We start from the raw sequence: 16,120 nt of genomic DNA on the forward strand, positions 1-16,120 counted from the left end.
ATCGAGCCGAGGCCGCGCTTTAAAGCAAGTCAAAACTTGGGCGACAGGGGGGTTGTCCAAACCGCTTTGGGGCGAGGGACCGTCAGCGACCGGCCTGATAGAGGCGCGACCGGTCGAAGCGGGCCATCTCTTCCAGAAGCTCGATGAAGGCGCGGGCCTGGTGATCGACGATCAGGCGGCCGCGCTCGGCGGTAGCACGAGCCGCATTGCCGACCGCGCCGGAGGGATGGAGGTCCTGCGCCTGCCAGCCGATTCGCGCCGGGGCCATGTGGAAGCGCAGCCGCTTGAACTCCTTCAGGAGGTCGAGCTGCTGCGAGCGGAAGTCCTCGGCTTTGTCCATCTTCACGAGGTCCGGCCGGAAATGCAGCATGATCGAGGTTTCGACGTCGCCGCCATGGATGCCGTAAAGGTCCTCTTCCGGCGGGACGAGGCCGGCCGGCTCCCCGGCGCCGGCCCAGCCGGTCGAGACGCAGAGCATGCCGTGCCTGATGCGCAGCTCGCGGGCGATGATGTCGCAGACCGGGACATTGCCGCCATGCGAGGTCACCAGCACCATCTTGCGCACGCCGGCGCGCGCCACGCTGTCGCCGATCTCCATCCAGATGCGGATGGCCGTCTCCCAGGAATAGGTGATCGTGCCCGGCGAGGCGATGTGCTCGTTGGATTTGCCGACCGGCTGCAGCGGCAGGAAGGTGACCGGCAGGCCTTCGGGCAACAGCTCGACCGTCCGCTTCACCATGCCCTCGCCGATGCAGGCATCGGTAAAGACGGGGAGATGCGGCCCATGCTGCTCGATCGCACAGACGGGCAGGACCGCGATCCAGTCCTTCTCGCCGCCGAGAAAATCGGGCGCCTGCATCTCGTGCCAGTAGGGGCGGGGGAGGGTGGTCATCGTCATCATCCTTCTTGAGTCGAGCTTAGGGCGTTTGCGAATAGAGCGGCGAGGTCGTGGGCAATCGCTCCAAGGCGACCTGCTTCGACGCCAATCCCTCCCTCCAGCCTCGTGAAATCGGTGCGCATTTCCACATTCACGGCGCGATGACCCAGGGAGTCGCCCGAGATGGAGATCTTGATTTCGCCCTCAAGGGAAGTCCACGATTCCGATTTGAACGAGCCCGAAATCTTTGAAGCTCGGAGGAACGGAATGGCTGGCGAACCCACATAATAAGTCGACGCGCCGACAGCGCCCGTGAAGTTTTCGAACTGTGCCGCAAGATCAAAGTAGACGACACCGGCGTGTAGCCGGAGCGAGCGAAACTCGATCCACGAGGAACTGCCGACGGATGTAATACGCAGAATCCGATCGACCAACTAAAAGTTCTCCAGAAACGCCCGCGACGCCTGATGATGTTCGTGTCTGAGCTTCTCGAGGTCCATGCCCGGCGGGACGCCGTCCACGATGCGCCAGTCGCCCTTGACCATCACGCGGTCGGCGGCATGGGCGCCGCAGAGGACGAGGGCGGCGATCGGGTCGCCAGAACCGGAGAAGCGCAACTCATCCAGCGTCCAGAAGGCGAGGTCGGCCTGCTTGCCGACGGCGATGGCGCCGATATCGTCGCGGCCGAGGCAGCGCGCCGAGCCCTCGGTCGCGAAGCGCAGCGCATCGCGGTCTGTGATCCCCTCGGCGCCGTAGCGCAGGCGTCCGATCATCAGCGCGTGGCGGACCGCCTCCATGAGGTTGGAATTGTCATTGGACGCCGAGCCGTCGACGCCGAGGCCGACTGGGCTGCCCGCCGCCTCGAATTCGCGGGTGCGGCAGATGCCGGAGGCGAGCACCATGTTGGAGGTCGGGCAGTGGCAGATGCCGACGCCGTGGCGGCCGAGCTTTGCGACCTCGCCGTCGTCGAAATGGATGCCATGCGCCAGCCAGACCCGGCTCGACAGCCAGCCGTTCTCCTCGAGATAATCGGCGGCGGTCATGCCGTGCACTTCGCGGGCGAAAGCCGCCTCGCGCGCGGTCTCGACGAGATGGGTGTGGAGGCCGAGATCGTGCTTCTCGGCGAGTGCCGCCGTCTCGCGCATCAGCCGCTTGGTGACGTCGAAGGGCGCGTTGGGGGCGAGCGCCACGCGCGTCATCGCGCCGTCGGAGCGGTCGTGGTAGCGGGCGGCGATGCGTTCGCAATCGGCGAGGATGATGTCGTCGTCCTGCACCGCGCCGTCGGGGGCCAGCGCCTGGCTGTCTTCCGCGCCGGTGAGGTCCAGCGCGCCGCGCGTCAGCGTCATGCGGAGGCCGAGCGCCGCCGCCTCTTCCGCCTCGATGTCCATCGCGTGCTCGAGCCCGCGGGGGAAGAGGTAATGGTGGTCTGACGCGCAGGTGCAGCCCGACATCATCAGCTCGGTCATGGCGAGCCGCGCAGCGAGGCGGAAATTCTCCGCGTTCACATGCCGCGTCCAGACCGGGTAGATCGAGGCGATCCACGGCCACAGCGACTTGTTGATCGCCGCCGGATGGGCGCGCGTCATGGTCTGGAACATGTGGTGATGGGTGTTGACGAGGCCGGGCGTCACGACATGGCGCGAGGCGTCGAACACCTTCATCACCGGATGGGCCGGCTCGGCGCCCTTGCCGACCAGCTCGACGATGCGCCCGTCCTCGACGACGACGCCCCGCTCGGCGCCCTCGCCGAGGGTCGCGATGGGATCCCTGATCCACAGCCGCCCGGTTTCGGCCTCGCGATCGGTCATCAGATCCTCTCCAGAAATGCCTTGGACGCGGCGGAATGCTCGTGCTTCAGCCGGTCGATATCGACGCCGCGCGGTCTGCCGTCCTCGACCTGCCACGCTCCCTTGACCATCACCCGGTCGGCAGAGCTCGCGCCGCAGAAGACCAGCGCGGCGAGCGGATCTCCGGCCCCCGAGAAGCGCAGTTCGTCCAGAGTCCAGAAGGCGAGGTCGGCCTGCTTGCCGACCGCGATGGCGCCGATGTCGTCGCGGCCGAGACAGCGCGCCGAGCCTTCGGTCGCCCAGCGCAGGACGTCGCGATGGGTGACGGCGCCAGGCTCGTAGATGAGGCGGCCGAGCAGCAGGGCCTGGCGCACGCATTCCATCAGGTTGGAATTGTCGTTGGCGGCGGAGGCATCGGCGCCGAGCCCGACGGGAACGCCGGCGCATTCCAGCTCGCGCGTCCGGCAGATGCCGGCGCCCAGCATCATGTTGGACGTCGGACAGTGACAGACGCCGACGCCGTGCTTGCCGAGCGTCGCGATCTCAGCGTCGTCGAGATGGATGGCATGCGCCAGCCAGACGCGATTCGAAATCCAGCCGAGATCGGCCATGAGATCGACCGGCCGCTTGCCCGAGCGGGCGATGGCGAGGCCGATCTCCTCTGGGCGTTCGGATAAATGCGTGTGGAGGCGGCAGTCGCTGCGCTCAGCCAGCGCCGCCGTCTCGCGCATCAGCTCGGCGCTGACGGTGAAGGGCGAGTCGGGCGCGAAGGCGACGCGGACCATCGATCCCTCGGCCGGATCGTGCCAGCGACCGGCCGTCGCCTCGCTTTCCGCGAGGATCCGGTCGATCGGCTCCACGACGTTCGCGGGCGCGATGAGGCCGTCGCGGACGCCGAGGTCGCGCGAGCCGCGCACCAGCGTGATGCGCATGCCGAGCGCCGCCGCCTCCTCGGCCTGGATGTCCATCGCCGCTTCGAGGCCGGTGGCGAACATCGCGTGATGGTCGGATGCCGTGGTGCAGCCGGAAAGCAGCAGTTCGGTCAGCGCCATCCGGCAGGCGAGGCGGTAGTTGTCAGGGTCGAGCAGTCCGGCCCAGCGCGGATAGAGCGCTTCGAGCCATGGCATCAGCGGCTTGTTGATGCCGTCCGGATGGGTGCGCGTCAGGTTCGAGTAGAAGTGATGATGGGTGTTGACGAGTCCGGGCGTCACGACATGGCGCGATGCGTCGAACACCCTCGCTACCGGATGGACCGGCTCGGCGCCCGTGCCGACCAGCTCGACGATGCGCCCGTCCGCGACGACGACGCCCCGCTCCGCGCCCTCGCCGAGGGTGGCGATGGGGTCCTTGATCCAGAGAGGTTCGGTCATGCCCTGTCCCGTCTTCCGCCTCTACGAGACAATGCGGGGCCGGGCGGGGCAAGGCCATAAGTGCGGCAACGGACGGGGCGATGTCGGGCCGGTGACGCGAACGACGTTCGAACGGGTCCGGCATCGGTCCTAGCGAGCAGGAGGCCGCTTCCCTGAGGGAGAGGATCGGGGGGCGGGGCCTCCCGCCCGCCCGCCGTCGATGCGCTACACCGCTTCGAGGAACTTCTTCGCCACGCGGCCGTGTTCGTAGCGGAGTTCGGCGAGGTCGACGCCGGGCGGGACGCCGTCGACGATCTTCCAGTCGCCCTTCACCATCACCCGGTCGGCCTTGTAGGCGCCGCACAGGACAAGCGCGGCGAGCGGGTCGCCGGCGCCCGAGAAGCGCAGTTCGTCCAGCGTGTAGAAGGCCATGTCGGCCTGCTTGCCGACGGCGATGGCGCCGATGTCCTTGCGGCCGAGGCAGTTGGCCGAGCCCCCGGTCGCCCAGCGGAAGGCGTCGAGATGGGTGACGCTCTCGGCATTGTAGGTGAGGCGGCCGATCATCAGCGCGTGGCGGACCGCCTCGATCAGGTTGGAATTGTCGTTCGACGCCGAGCCGTCGACGCCGAGGCCCACCGGGCTTCCCGCGGCCTCGAGTTCCTTGGTGCGGCACTGGCCGGAAGCCAGCACCATGTTGGAGGTCGGGCAATGCGAGACGCCGACGCCGGCCTTGCCGAGCCGAGCCACCTCGTCGTCGTTGAAATGGATGCCATGCGCCAGCCAGGCGCGGCTCGTCAGCCAGCCGACCTCCTCGAGGTAGTCGACCGGCCGGTAGCCGAAATGGTGCTGGCAATAGTCGATCTCGTCGCGCGTCTCGGCGAGATGGGTGTGCATGTGGCAGTTGCAGCGCTCGGCGAGCGCCGCCGTCTCGACCATCAGCCGCTTGGTGACGTTGAAGGGCGCGCAGGGCGCGAGCGCCACCTGCAGCATCGCTCCGTCGGAGGCGTCGTGATAGCGGGCGATCACCCGCTCGCAATCGGCGAGGATCGCGTCGGTATCCTGCACCGCGCCGGCATTGGCGTTGCCGCCCTCTTCCTCGGTCAGGTTCAGCGAGCCGCGCGTCAGCGTCATGCGCACGCCGAGCCGGCCGGCCTCCTCGGCCTGGATGTCCATCGCCTCCTCGAGGCCCGGCGGATAGAGATACTGGTGGTCGGAGGCCGTGGTGCAGCCGGAGATCAGCAGTTCGGTCAGCGCGAGCCGGGTCGCGAGGCGGAAGTTCTCCGGATTGACGTTCTTCGCCCAGATCGGGAAGAGCGCCTGCAGCCAGGGAAACAGCTCCTTGTTGATCGCCGCCGGATGGGCGCGCGTCAGCGTCTGGAACATGTGGTGATGCGTGTTGACGAGGCCCGGCGTCACGACATGGCGCGACGCGTCGAACACGCCATGGACCGGGTGTGAGGGCTCGGCGCCCTTGCCGACCAGCTCCGCGATGCGGCCGTCCTCGACCACGACGCCGCGCTCGGCGCCCTCGGCCAGAACCGCGATCGGATCCTTCACCCAAATCCTGTCGGCCATCTGCCACCTGTCTCCCTGATTGCCGGCGATACGATCATGCGCCCCCCGGCGATGCAACATCGCGGCCAGATCGCGGCTCAGGCGATCGCGAGCATGTGGACAAGGCCGAGGCTCATGGCGCCGAGCACGAGGAGGGAGAGCATCGCCGCCAGCGCCACGCGTCCCCCGGCCCGGCGCAGCATGCGGATGTCGACGCCGAGCCCGAGCGCGGCCATGGAGACGACGGTGAGCAGCGTCGTGGCGATGTGGATCGGCGCCATCGCCGCCTCGGGCACCAGGCCGGCGCTGCGTGCGGCTGCGGCGAGGCCGAAGCCGATCAGGAACCACGGCACGAAGCGCGTGAGGCTCATGCGCCCGTCGGCGCGGCCACGGCCGAGGAGCGCCATGGCGGCCATCACCGGCCCCAGCATCAGCACGCGCAGCAGCTTGACGAGCGTGCCCATCTGCACGCTGGCGAAGGCGACGGGCGCGGTCGCGGCGATCACCTGCGGCACGGCATAGACCGTGAGGCCGGCGACGACGCCGAACTGCAGGCTGGTGAGCCCCAGCACCACCGCGAGAAGGGGGAGCAGCAGCACCGTGGCGACGCCGAGCACTGCCGTGAAGGCGATGGAGGCGGCGACATCGTCGCTGTCGGCGCCGATCACCGGCGCGACCGCCGCGATGGCGGAGTTGCCGCAGATGGAATTGCCGGCCGCGACGAGCAGCGCCATGCGGTGGCTGAGCCCGACGCCGCGCCCGACGAGATAGCTCGCCGCGATCGCGAGGACGACCACGCCGGCGATGCCGGCGACGAGCGGCAGTCCGGCGGCGAACACCACCTTGGTGTCGAGCGTGGCGCCGAGCAGCAGGATGGCCAGCTCGAGCGGATATTGCGCCGTGAAGCGGATGCCGGCCGTGAAGCGCTCCGGCGGTGTCCACAGCGAGCGGATCAGGGCGCCGATCAGGATGGCGAGGACGAGCGCCTCCAGCCAGTCGCGGCCGAAAAGCGCGGTCTCGGCACCGCCGAGGGCGAAGGCGCCGAGCGTGACGGCGAGGCAGAGGGCGGTGCCGGGAATGATCGTGCGGAGGAAGCGGGGCATGCCGGTCGAATTGCTCTTTTGATGTCGCCATGAAGATCGTGCTTGCTCCTCATTCGATCCATTGCGAAATATCGCACCAATTGTGCAGGGAGATCGAACGATCGTGACCTTCGAGCAGCTTCGCATCTTCCTGGAGGTCGCCGAGCGGGAGCACCTGACCCGCGCGGCCGAGGCGCTGCGATTGACCCCCTCCGCCGTCAGCGCCTCGATCCGGGCCCTCGAAGGGTCTTACGGCGTCGAGCTGTTCCACCGAGTCGGGCGGGGCATCGAGTTGTCCGAGGCGGGCCGGCTGTTCCTGCCGGAGGCGCGGTCGGTGCTCGCGCGGGCGTCGGGCGCCGAGGCGCTTCTTTCCGACCTCGGCGGTCTCAGGCGCGGGCGGCTGGCGCTGCAGGCGAGCCAGACCATCGCCAGCCATTTCCTGCCGCCCTTCATGATCCGCTTCCGCGAGGCGCATCCCGGCGTCGCGCTCGAGCTCGTCATCGGCAATACCGAGACGGTCGCCGCCGCTGTGATCGGGGGCGAGGCCGATCTCGGCTTCGTCGAGGGCCCGGTCTCCTCGCCGCTGCTGGCCGCGCCGGTGGTCGCCGAGGACCGGCTGGTGATCGTCGTGGCACCGGATCATCCGCTGGCCGCTGCGGAAGCGGTCGAGGCCGGAGACCTTGCCGCCGCGCGCTGGATCCTGCGCGAGCCGGGCTCTGGAACGCGCGCCTCCTTCGCCGCGGGCCTGCGCGAGGCCGGCATTCCGATCGAGGCACTCGACGTGGTGCTCACGCTGCCGTCCAACGAGGCGGTGCTCGCCGCCGTGGCGAGCGGCGGCTATGCGACGGCGATCTCGCGATCCGCAGCCGCGGCGATGATCGGTGCCGGGGCGCTGGCGCTGGTCGCCCATGCGCTGCCGCCGCGCGCCTTCCGCATGCTCCGCCACAAGGAGCGACACCGCACGGCCGCCGCCTTCGCCTTCGAGGCGCTGGTCGCCTCCGGTCAGTCGGCGCGGGCGGCGACCGCCTCGACCTCGACGAGGAATTCGGGGCGCGTGAAGCCGGAGACGATGTAGAGCGTCGAGGCCGGCAGAGGCTCGGCGACGTGACGGTCGCGCACCGCCATGTAGCGCCGCATATCCTCGCGTCGGGTGACGAAGGCGGTCAGGCGGACGACATCGCGCATGCTCATGCCGCCCTCGGCGAGAATGGCCGCGATGGCGGTGAAGCAGAACTCCGCCTGTTCCTCGATGGTCTCGGGAACGCTGTCGTCCGGGCGGATGCCGAGCTGGCCCGAGGTGTAGACGAAGCGGCTGCCGGCCGGAACGGCGACGCCATGGCTGTAGCGGCCGAAGGGAGGACGGATGGCGGTCGGCAGCAGCGGCGTGTTCACGGAAAGGGCCCTCGATGGTCGGTGAGGCGAAGCTTGCGATGGCCCCCGGCGCTGCACAAGCCGCTTTTCAGCCCAGCAATTGGGCATGCGTTGCTCGCCGGACGGTCGATATCGCGGCGATGCCTCTATGCTGTGCAGCGCTCCTGTCCTAGATTGATCGGCGCGTCCGCCCTCGCTGCGCTGCGCGCGAGCGAGGCATCGCATGGCATGTCTCTTGCGACGTACGACCATCGGGTCGGCCGTCGGCCGGCACATTCGGAACCGCCCCGTCGGGGGATGGCGTGGAAGAATCGGCGGCGCAACGTCGCCGCGTGGAGAGGGAAGGCGGAGAGCAGATGAGATCGTTCCGGAACGGCATGGCCGGCCTCGCGGCCGGCGTCGTGGCTCTGTTCGCGGCCGGCAGCGCCGAGGCACTGGACGAGGTCAGCTTCGGCACCAACTGGCTGGCCCAGGCCGAGCATGGCGGCTTCTACCAGGCTGTCGTCGACGGCACCTACGAGAAATACGGGCTGAAGGTCCGGATCCTGCAGGGCGGCCCGCAGGCGGCCAACCGCGCGCTGCTCCTCGCCGGCAAGGCCAATTTCTACATGGCCGGCAATCTCCTGGAGCCGTTCTCCTCGGTCGAGCAGGGCGTGCCGCTGGTCGAGGTCGCTGCGATCTTCCAGAAGGAACCGCAGGTCCTCATCGCCCATCCGGACGAGGGCATCGAGAAGTTCGACGATCTCGCCAAGCTCCCGACCATCTTCATGGGCAAGGACGGCTTCGCCTCCTTCTTCCAGTGGATGAAGTCGGCCTATCCGGGCTTCCGCGACGAGCAGTACAAGCCCTACACCTTCAATCCGGCGCCCTTCCTCGCCGACAAGAAGTCGGCGCAGCAGGGCTACATCACCTCCGAGCCCTTCGAGATCGAGCGGCAGGGCGGCTTCAAGCCGAAGCTGTTCCTGCTCGCCGACGCCGGCTTCGACACCTATTCGACGCTCATCGAGACGACGCAGGACTATCTCAAGGCCAATCCGGACGTGGTGAAGCGCTTCGTCGAGGCGTCCATCATCGGCTGGTACAACTATCTCTACGGAGACAACGCGGCGGCCAACGCGGCGATCAAGAAGGACAATCCCGAGATGACGGATGACCAGATCGCCTTCTCGATCAAGACGATGAAGGAATACGGCATCGTCGATTCCGGCGAGGCGCTGGAAAAGGGCATCGGCTGCATGACCGGCGATCACGTGAAGTCCTTCTACGACAAGATGGTGAAGGCCGGCGTGGTCAAGGCCGGGCTCGATGTCTCCGTCGCCTATGACACCCAGTTCGTGTGCAAGGGCCTCGGCAAGGACCTCAAGAAGTAGGGCGAGTGGCGCGGCGGGCGCGCGCGTGCCCGCCGGCCCGTTTCCGGGAACTACGATCCTGTCCAGCGTGTCCAGTCCAGCGCCTGCCATCGTCGCGGGCCGTCCGATCGTCCGCCTCGATCATGTCTCGAAGACCTTCTCCAACGGCACGGTGGCGCTCAAGGACATGACGCTCTCGATCGGCGAGGGCGAATTCGTCAGCCTGCTCGGCCCGTCGGGTTGCGGCAAGTCGACGGCGCTGAGGATCATCGCCGGGCTCGGCGACGCGACGACCGGCCGCGTCGAATGGCCGACCATGGGTCATGATGCCCACGGCAAGGTCGAGCGCGAGATCGGCTTCGTCTTCCAGGAGCCGACGCTGATGCCCTGGGCGACGGTGTTCAAGAATGTCTGGCTGCCGCTGCGCCTCGCCGGCATCTCGAAGAGCGCCGCCCGCGCACGGGTCATGGAGGCGATCGAGATGGTCGGCCTCGCGGCCTTCGCCGACTCCTATCCCCGCGAGCTCTCGGGCGGCATGAAGATGCGCGTCTCGATCGCCCGCGCGCTCGTCACGCGGCCGCGCGTTCTGCTGATGGACGAGCCCTTCGCCGCGCTCGACGAGATCACGCGGCAGAAGCTCAACGACGATCTCCTGCGCCTATGGGCGCAGTTCGGCTGGACGGTGGTGTTCGTGACGCATTCGGTGTTCGAATCCGTCTATCTCTCGACGCGCATCGTCATCATGGCGCCGCGGCCGGGGCGCGTGATCGACGAACTCCTCGTCGATGCGCCGGCGCCGCGCGGCATCGCCTTCCGCACCTCGCCCGAATACAGCGAGATGACACGGCGCGCCTCGCAATCCCTCCATTCGGCGCTCGGCGCCAGCGATCACCTATGACCGATATTCCCGAGAGCGCGTCTCCGCCGCGGCTCGCCGGCGCGGGTGGCGGCCAGAGCGGCGGCTTTTCCTACGAGCGGCTGCTGCGCATCGTCATTCCGCTCGTCATGCTGGCGGCGCTGGTCGGGCTCTGGGCCTGGTATGTGACGGCCTACAAGGTCCCGAAATACATTCTTCCGGGACCCGATCTCGTGGTGCAGTCGCTCGTGAACGACTGGGGCGTGCTCGGTCCGGCGCTGCTGGTCACGCTTTCGATCACCTTCCAGGCGCTGGCGATCGCCCTTGTCGGCGGCGTGCTGATCGCGATCCTCTTCGCCTCGTCGCGCTGGGTCGAGGTCGCGCTCTCGCCCTATATGGTGATCCTGCAGGTGACGCCGATCGTCGCCATCGCGCCGCTGATCCTCATCTACACGTCGACGACACAGCAGGCGCTGCTGATCTGCGCCTGGATCGTCGCCTTCTTTCCTGTGCTGTCCAACACGACGCAGGGGCTGAAGAGCACCGACCACAACCTGCTCAACCTGTTCGAGCTCTATGGTGCCTCGCGCTGGCAGACGCTGTTCCTGCTCAAGCTTCCCGCCGCGCTGCCCTATTTCCTCGCCGGCCTCAGGATCGCCGGCGGCCTCGCGCTCATTGCGGCGGTGGTGGCCGAGTTCGCCGCCGGTTCGGCCGGCGCCGGCTCCGGCCTCGCCTTCCGCCTGCTCGAATCGCAATATCGCCTCAACATCCCCCGCCTGTTCGCGGCGCTGATCCTGCTCTGCGTCACCGGTGTCGCGATCTTCGGGGCCACCAGCCTGCTGTCGCATCTCCTGCTGCGGCGCTGGCACGAAAGCGCCATCCGGCGGGAGAACTGATATGACGACCGGCTTCGCAACGCCGCCCGCCGCGGCCCGCTATCGCCTCGCCAACGCGACCGTTCCGGCGGTGCTTCTGCCCGGCGAGATCGGCATCGACGCGGGCGAGGGCCTCGCGCGTGTCGATATCCTCGTCGCGGACGGGACGATCGCCGCCATCGACGCGCCGGGCCGCCTCGAGGCGGACGATGCGCCGGCGCTCGATCTCGACAAGGGCCAGGTCTGGCCCTGCTTCGTCGACATGCACACGCATCTCGACAAGGGCCACATCATCCCGCGCCACGCCAATCCCGACGGCACCTTTCCGGGGGCGCTCGCCGCCGTCGAGGCCGATCGCGACGCGCACTGGACGACGGCCGACGTCCGCGCGCGGATGGAATTCGCCCTTCGCTGCGCCTATGCGCATGGCACCAAGCTGATCCGCACGCATATCGATTCCGTGCCGCCGCAGTTTCCAGCCTCCTGGCCCGCCTTCATCGAGGCCCGCGACGCCTGGGCCGGGCGGATCGACCTGCAGGCCGTGGCGCTGATGCCGATCGACCTCTATTTCGACGACGCCTATGTGAAGCAACTGGTCACGACGCTCCTAGAGGCGAAGGGCGTCATCGGCGGCGTCACCTTCATGATCGACGGCCTCGACAAGGCGCTCGACCGCCTGTTCTTCGAGGCCTCGCGCAACGGGCTCGATATCGACCTCCATGTCGACGAGACGGCCGATCCGGAGGCCCGCTCGCTGAAGGCGATCGCCGAGGCTGCGATCCGTCACGATTTCCAGGGCCAGGTCACGGTCGGCCATTGCTGCTCGCTGGCGCGGCAACCGGACGACGAGGCGGAGCGCACCCTCGATCTCGTCCAGAAGGCCGGCGTCGGCGTCGTCTCGCTGCCGATGTGCAACATGTATCTGCAGGACCGCCATCGCGGGCGCACGCCGCGCTGGCGCGGCGTCACGCTGCTGCACGAGATGCGGGCCCGCGGCATCCCGGCCGCCGTCGCCTCCGACAACACGCGCGATCCGTTCTACGCCTATGGCGATCTCGACGTCGTCGAGGTGTTCCGCGAGGCGGTGCGCATCCTCCAGCTCGATCACCCGGTCGACCTCGCGCCGGAAGTGGTGACGACGCTGCCGGCGATGCAGCTGCGCCGGCCCGATGTGGGGCGGCTGGCGATCGGCGGGCCGGCCGATCTCGTCCTCTTTCGCGCGCGAAGCTGGACCGAACTGCTTTCGCGCCCGCAATCCGACCGCACCGTTTTGCGCCAGGGCAAGGCGATCGACCGCACGCTGCCCGATTATCGGGAACTCGATCATCTCTTTGGAGTCTAGGCGATGGCTCGCACCTTCTCTTTCGATCTCGATGCGCTGAAGCGCGACCTCGACGGCATCGAGCTCGAGGACAATCCGGCCCTCGTGAAGCAGAAGAGCCGCGACTTCTTCTGGTATTCGCCGGTGCTGAAGGCGCAGCTCGACGACGTGACCGGCGATCTCGTCGCGACGCCGAAGGACGAGGCGGAGGTCATCCGCATCCTCGCCGCGGCTTATCGGCACGAGGTGCCGGTGACGCCGCGCGGCGCTGGCACCGGCAATTACGGCCAGGCGATGCCGCTGTCGCGCGGGCTCGTTCTCAACCTCGCTGCCATGAACAAGGTGAAGGCGATCCTGCCCGGCCGCGTCGTCGCCGAGCCGGGCGTGATCATGGCCGAGCTCGACCGCCAGACCCGCGCCCATTCCGGCCAGGAACTGCGCCTCCACCCCTCGACGGCCAACACCGCGACCATCGGCGGCTTCATCGCCGGCGGTTCGGGCGGCGTCGGCTCGATCCGCTGGGGGGGCTTGCGCGATCTCGGCAATGTGCTGCGCCTGCGCGTCGTCACCATGGAGGCGGAGCCGCGGGTGCTCGAGCTCACGGGCTGGGAGCTGCACAAGGTGATGCATGCCTACGGCACCAACGGCATCATCACCGAGGTCGAGATGCCGCTGACCGCGGCCTATGACTGGGTCGACATTCTCGTCGGCTTCGATGACTACATGGCGGCGGTGCGCTATGCCGACCTGCTCGGCAATTCCGACGGGCTGCTGCTGAAGGAAATCGCCACGGTCGCCGCGCCGGCGCCCGAGACCTATTTCCTCCGCCACCAGAAGTTCCTGAAGAAGGGGCAGTCCGTCGCCATCCTGATGGTCGCGCCGCAGTCGATGGACGCGTTCCTGGCGCTCACGGCGCGGGAGAAGGGCGAGGTCGTCTTCCGCTCCGATACGGCCGGCGATCTCAAGGGCATCCCGCCGAACTTCGAACTCGCCTGGAACCACACGACGCTGCGCGGCCTCAGGATCGATCCGGCGATCACCTATCTCCAGACCATGTATCCGGTTCCCGGCCATGTCGCGAAGATCGAGCGCATGACGACGCTGCTCGGCGACGAGGTGCCAGGCCATCTCGAATTCGTGCGCTTCGACGGCAAGATCACGCCGATGGGCCTGCCCATGGTGCGCTACACCACCGAGGCGCGGCTGGAGGAGATCATCCGCCTGCATGAGGAGAACGGCTGCCCGGTCTTCAACCCGCACCGCTACACGCTGGAGGAGGGCGGCATGAAGCAGACCGACGCCGTGCAGCTCGCCTTCAAGCACGAGGCCGATCCGAAGGGACTGCTCAATCCCGGCAAGATGATCGCCTTCGAGGATCCGGGTTTCGATTTCTCGACCCAGAAGACCTACCTCTTCCCCGGCCTCAAGGCCGCCTCGTAAGCGGATCGACGCGATGCGGGTGCTCGTGCTCTTCGCCCATCCGGTCGAGACCAGCTTCCAGGCGGCGCTGCACGCGACCGTCGTCGAGCGGCTCGGCCGCGCCGGGCACGCCGTCGATGATTGCGACCTCTATGCGGAAGGCTTCAACCCGGTCCTCTCGCGCGAGGAGCGGCTGCATTATCACGATCTCGGCGTGAACCGGCGCAATGTCGAGCCCTATGTCGACCGCGTTCTCGCGGCCGAGGCGCTCGTGCTCGTGCATCCCGTCTGGAATTTCGGCCTGCCGGCGATCCTCAAGGGTTTCTTCGACCGCGTCTTCCTGCCGGGCGTCTCCTTTCGGATGGAGAACGGCAAGGTGAAGCCGTCGCTGCACAACATCACCAAGCTGACGGCGGTTGTGACCTATGGCGGCGCGCGCTGGCGGGCGCTCGGCGTCGGCGATCCCCCGCGCAAGATCGTGAAGCGCGTGCTGCGCGCCCAGATCAAGCCGCTGGCGCCGGTCGACTATCTCGCCCACTACGACATGAACCGCTCGACCGATGCGACGCGGGCGGCCTTCCTCGCGAAGGTCGGCGCGGCGATGGACCGGTTCTGACATGCGGGCGCTCGTGGTCTACGCCCATCCGGTTCCGGAGAGCTTCGGCGCCGCGCTGCGCGACACCGTGACGGAGACGCTGACGGCGAACGGCCACGAGGTGCGGCTCGTCGACCTCAACGCCATCGGCTTCGATCCGGTGATGGATGCCGAGGAGCGGCGGCGCTACCACGATCCCGGCATCAACGAATTGCCGGTCGCCGACCAGATCGCCCATATCCGATGGTGCGAGATGCTGGTTTTCGTCTATCCGACCTGGTGGTTCGGGCTGCCGGCGATCCTGAAGGGCTGGCTTGACCGCGTCTGGGTGCCGCATGTCACCTTCGTCATGCCGACGGAGAGTCAGGGCATCCGTCCCAACATGCAGCATATCCGCTCGATCACGGTGGTGACGACCTGCGGCGCGACCTGGTGGCTGTCGAAATGGGTGGGCGAACCCGGCCGGCGCACGCTGCTGCGCGGCATCCGCCCGCTCTGCCATCCGCTCTGTCGCACCAGCTACATGGCGCACTACAAGATGGACTCGTCGACGCCCGGGAGCCGCGCACGCTATCTCGCCAGGGTGAGGCGGAAAATCGCGCGGCTCTGATTTTCGCGGCTGCCCTCGGCCCCGCCCTCTCCTCGCGGGAGAGGGGGGTGATGGAGGCCCTTACCCGACCTTGCCGACGAGGCGCTCGAGCTCGGGGCGGAATTCGGCCGCGATGTCGGCGCGGTCGAGCGCGAAGGCGACATTGGCGGCGAGGAAGCCGACCTTGTTGCCGCAGTCGTAGACGTCGCCCGAGAAACGGCAGCCGTAGAAGTGCTGGCGCTCCATCAGCTTCAGCATGGCGTCGGTGAGCTGGATCTCGTTGCCCGCGCCCTTCTCCTGCCGCGAGAGGAGATCGAACACCTGCGGCTGCAGGATGTAGCGGCCGTTGATGTAGAGATTCGACGGCGCGACTTCCGGCTTCGGCTTCTCGACCATCGCATTGATGCGGAAGGCGCTGTCGGAAAGGTTGGCGCCGATGCCGACGACGCCATACTGGTGCGTCTGCGAGGGGTCGCACTCGTTGACGGCGAGGACGTTGCCGCCCGTCTCCCGGTAGACGTCGACCATCTGCTTGAGGCAGCTCGGTTCGCCCTTCATGACCATGTCGGGCAGCAGCACGGCGAAGGGCTCGTTGCCGACCAGTTCGCGCGCGCACCACACGGCATGGCCGAGGCCGAGCGGGACCTGCTGGCGGGTGAAGGACGTCGAACCGGGCTTCGGCAGATCCTTGGCGAGCAGTTCCAGCGCCTCGGTCTTGCCCCTTCCGTGCAGCGTCGCCTCAAGCTCGTACTGGACGTCGAAATGGTCCTCGATCACCGCCTTGTTGCGGCCCGTGACGAAGATGAAGTGCTCGATGCCGGCCTCGCGGGCCTCGTCGACGGCATACTGGATCAGCGGCCGGTCGACGACCGTGAGCATCTCCTTCGGCATCGCCTTGGTGGCAGGCAGGAACCGCGTGCCGAGACCCGCAACGGGGAACACAGCCTTGCGAATCGGAGCGTTCATGAACACCTCTCGAAGAAAAATCCGGGCGACACTATCGTCGCAATCCTAACAACAACGCTAACGGAACCAAGCGGATGCAACGGAGCCGTCGCGATCCTGTGCGAGGTTTTACCTGCTATTAATGGTGAAC

Annotated in this window: 16 protein-coding genes; 8 read left to right on the top strand and 8 right to left on the bottom strand. The window is 67.8% G+C overall.

Going from position 1 to position 16,120, the window contains the following annotated elements:
- Positions 1 to 82: 82 nt before the first annotated feature.
- From QO015_RS15730 to QO015_RS15755, 6 genes are all read right to left on the bottom strand, one after another.
- Entirely contained in the window at positions 83 to 892 is an 810-nt protein-coding gene (locus tag QO015_RS15730) for a creatininase family protein (RefSeq protein ID WP_266283159.1), read from the bottom strand.
- A 5-nt stretch (positions 893 to 897) separates the two neighbouring features.
- Positions 898 to 1,311, bottom strand: a complete 414-nt coding sequence (locus QO015_RS15735; RefSeq protein ID WP_266283158.1) for a hypothetical protein — start codon at positions 1,309 to 1,311, stop codon at positions 898 to 900.
- Positions 1,312 to 2,685 carry an 8-oxoguanine deaminase gene (locus QO015_RS15740; RefSeq protein WP_266283157.1) on the bottom strand — a complete coding sequence of 458 codons (1,374 nt, stop codon included), beginning with the start codon at positions 2,683 to 2,685 and terminating at the stop codon, positions 1,312 to 1,314.
- Positions 2,685 to 4,034 (bottom strand): 8-oxoguanine deaminase, encoded by a 1,350-nt coding sequence (locus QO015_RS15745; protein ID WP_266283156.1) that lies wholly within the window; start codon positions 4,032 to 4,034, stop codon positions 2,685 to 2,687. The genes QO015_RS15740 and QO015_RS15745 overlap by 1 nt, the downstream gene beginning before the upstream one ends.
- 204 nt (positions 4,035 to 4,238) lie before the next feature.
- A complete protein-coding gene (locus tag QO015_RS15750; RefSeq protein ID WP_266283155.1) occupies positions 4,239 to 5,588 on the bottom strand; it encodes an 8-oxoguanine deaminase in 1,350 nt (449 codons plus the stop codon).
- A 77-nt stretch (positions 5,589 to 5,665) separates the two neighbouring features.
- Positions 5,666 to 6,670 (bottom strand): YeiH family protein, encoded by a 1,005-nt coding sequence (locus QO015_RS15755; RefSeq protein ID WP_266283154.1) that lies wholly within the window; start codon positions 6,668 to 6,670, stop codon positions 5,666 to 5,668.
- A 103-nt stretch (positions 6,671 to 6,773) separates the two neighbouring features.
- Here QO015_RS15755 and QO015_RS15760 point away from each other — a divergent pair, with 103 nt between their 5' ends.
- Positions 6,774 to 7,724 carry a LysR substrate-binding domain-containing protein gene (locus QO015_RS15760; RefSeq protein ID WP_266283152.1) on the top strand — a complete coding sequence of 317 codons (951 nt, stop codon included), beginning with the start codon at positions 6,774 to 6,776 and terminating at the stop codon, positions 7,722 to 7,724.
- Here QO015_RS15760 and QO015_RS15765 read toward each other — a convergent pair.
- Entirely contained in the window at positions 7,652 to 8,041 is a 390-nt protein-coding gene (locus tag QO015_RS15765) for a RidA family protein (protein WP_266283150.1), read from the bottom strand. The genes QO015_RS15760 and QO015_RS15765 overlap by 73 nt on opposite strands.
- Before the next feature lie 335 nt (positions 8,042 to 8,376).
- Between QO015_RS15765 and QO015_RS15770 the strand changes: the two genes are divergently transcribed.
- From QO015_RS15770 to QO015_RS15800, 7 genes are all read left to right on the top strand, one after another.
- Positions 8,377 to 9,390, top strand: coding sequence for an ABC transporter substrate-binding protein (locus QO015_RS15770; RefSeq protein ID WP_266283149.1), 1,014 nt, complete (start codon positions 8,377 to 8,379; stop codon positions 9,388 to 9,390).
- Positions 9,391 to 9,457: 67 nt separating this feature from the next.
- A complete protein-coding gene (locus QO015_RS15775) occupies positions 9,458 to 10,267 on the top strand; it encodes an ABC transporter ATP-binding protein (RefSeq protein ID WP_266283147.1) in 810 nt (269 codons plus the stop codon).
- Positions 10,264 to 11,121, top strand: coding sequence for an ABC transporter permease (locus QO015_RS15780; protein ID WP_266283145.1), 858 nt, complete (start codon positions 10,264 to 10,266; stop codon positions 11,119 to 11,121). Before QO015_RS15775 ends, QO015_RS15780 begins: the two co-directional genes overlap by 4 nt.
- A 1-nt stretch (position 11,122) precedes the next feature.
- A complete protein-coding gene (locus tag QO015_RS15785; protein ID WP_266283143.1) occupies positions 11,123 to 12,442 on the top strand; it encodes a cytosine deaminase in 1,320 nt (439 codons plus the stop codon).
- A 3-nt stretch (positions 12,443 to 12,445) separates the two neighbouring features.
- Positions 12,446 to 13,861 carry an FAD-binding oxidoreductase gene (locus QO015_RS15790; RefSeq protein WP_266283141.1) on the top strand — a complete coding sequence of 472 codons (1,416 nt, stop codon included), beginning with the start codon at positions 12,446 to 12,448 and terminating at the stop codon, positions 13,859 to 13,861.
- Positions 13,862 to 13,874: 13 nt separating this feature from the next.
- A complete protein-coding gene (locus tag QO015_RS15795) occupies positions 13,875 to 14,456 on the top strand; it encodes an NAD(P)H-dependent oxidoreductase (protein WP_266283139.1) in 582 nt (193 codons plus the stop codon).
- A 1-nt stretch (position 14,457) separates the two neighbouring features.
- Positions 14,458 to 15,045 (top strand): NAD(P)H-dependent oxidoreductase, encoded by a 588-nt coding sequence (locus QO015_RS15800; RefSeq protein ID WP_266283136.1) that lies wholly within the window; start codon positions 14,458 to 14,460, stop codon positions 15,043 to 15,045.
- Positions 15,046 to 15,105: 60 nt separating this feature from the next.
- On the opposite strand, the gene galU is transcribed toward QO015_RS15800, so the two are convergent.
- Positions 15,106 to 15,990, bottom strand: coding sequence for a UTP--glucose-1-phosphate uridylyltransferase GalU (galU, locus tag QO015_RS15805; protein WP_266283134.1), 885 nt, complete (start codon positions 15,988 to 15,990; stop codon positions 15,106 to 15,108).
- Positions 15,991 to 16,120 lie beyond the last annotated feature (130 nt).

Origin of the sequence: Kaistia geumhonensis (assembly GCF_030815145.1) — a bacterium.
Lineage (GTDB): Bacteria > Pseudomonadota > Alphaproteobacteria > Rhizobiales > Kaistiaceae > Kaistia > Kaistia geumhonensis.

Coding starts and splice junctions, on each gene's coding strand:
- QO015_RS15795 (WP_266283139.1), top strand. CDS start 13,875: ATGCGGGTGCTCGTGCTCTTCGCCCATCCGGTCGAGACCAGCTTCCAG.
- QO015_RS15740 (WP_266283157.1), bottom strand. CDS start 2,685: ATGACCGATCGCGAGGCCGAAACCGGGCGGCTGTGGATCAGGGATCCC.
- QO015_RS15770 (WP_266283149.1), top strand. CDS start 8,377: ATGAGATCGTTCCGGAACGGCATGGCCGGCCTCGCGGCCGGCGTCGTG.
- QO015_RS15785 (WP_266283143.1), top strand. CDS start 11,123: ATGACGACCGGCTTCGCAACGCCGCCCGCCGCGGCCCGCTATCGCCTC.
- QO015_RS15800 (WP_266283136.1), top strand. CDS start 14,458: ATGCGGGCGCTCGTGGTCTACGCCCATCCGGTTCCGGAGAGCTTCGGC.
- QO015_RS15745 (WP_266283156.1), bottom strand. CDS start 4,034: ATGACCGAACCTCTCTGGATCAAGGACCCCATCGCCACCCTCGGCGAG.
- QO015_RS15780 (WP_266283145.1), top strand. CDS start 10,264: ATGACCGATATTCCCGAGAGCGCGTCTCCGCCGCGGCTCGCCGGCGCG.
- galU (WP_266283134.1), bottom strand. CDS start 15,990: ATGAACGCTCCGATTCGCAAGGCTGTGTTCCCCGTTGCGGGTCTCGGC.
- QO015_RS15730 (WP_266283159.1), bottom strand. CDS start 892: ATGACCACCCTCCCCCGCCCCTACTGGCACGAGATGCAGGCGCCCGAT.
- QO015_RS15755 (WP_266283154.1), bottom strand. CDS start 6,670: ATGCCCCGCTTCCTCCGCACGATCATTCCCGGCACCGCCCTCTGCCTC.
- QO015_RS15750 (WP_266283155.1), bottom strand. CDS start 5,588: ATGGCCGACAGGATTTGGGTGAAGGATCCGATCGCGGTTCTGGCCGAG.
- QO015_RS15790 (WP_266283141.1), top strand. CDS start 12,446: ATGGCTCGCACCTTCTCTTTCGATCTCGATGCGCTGAAGCGCGACCTC.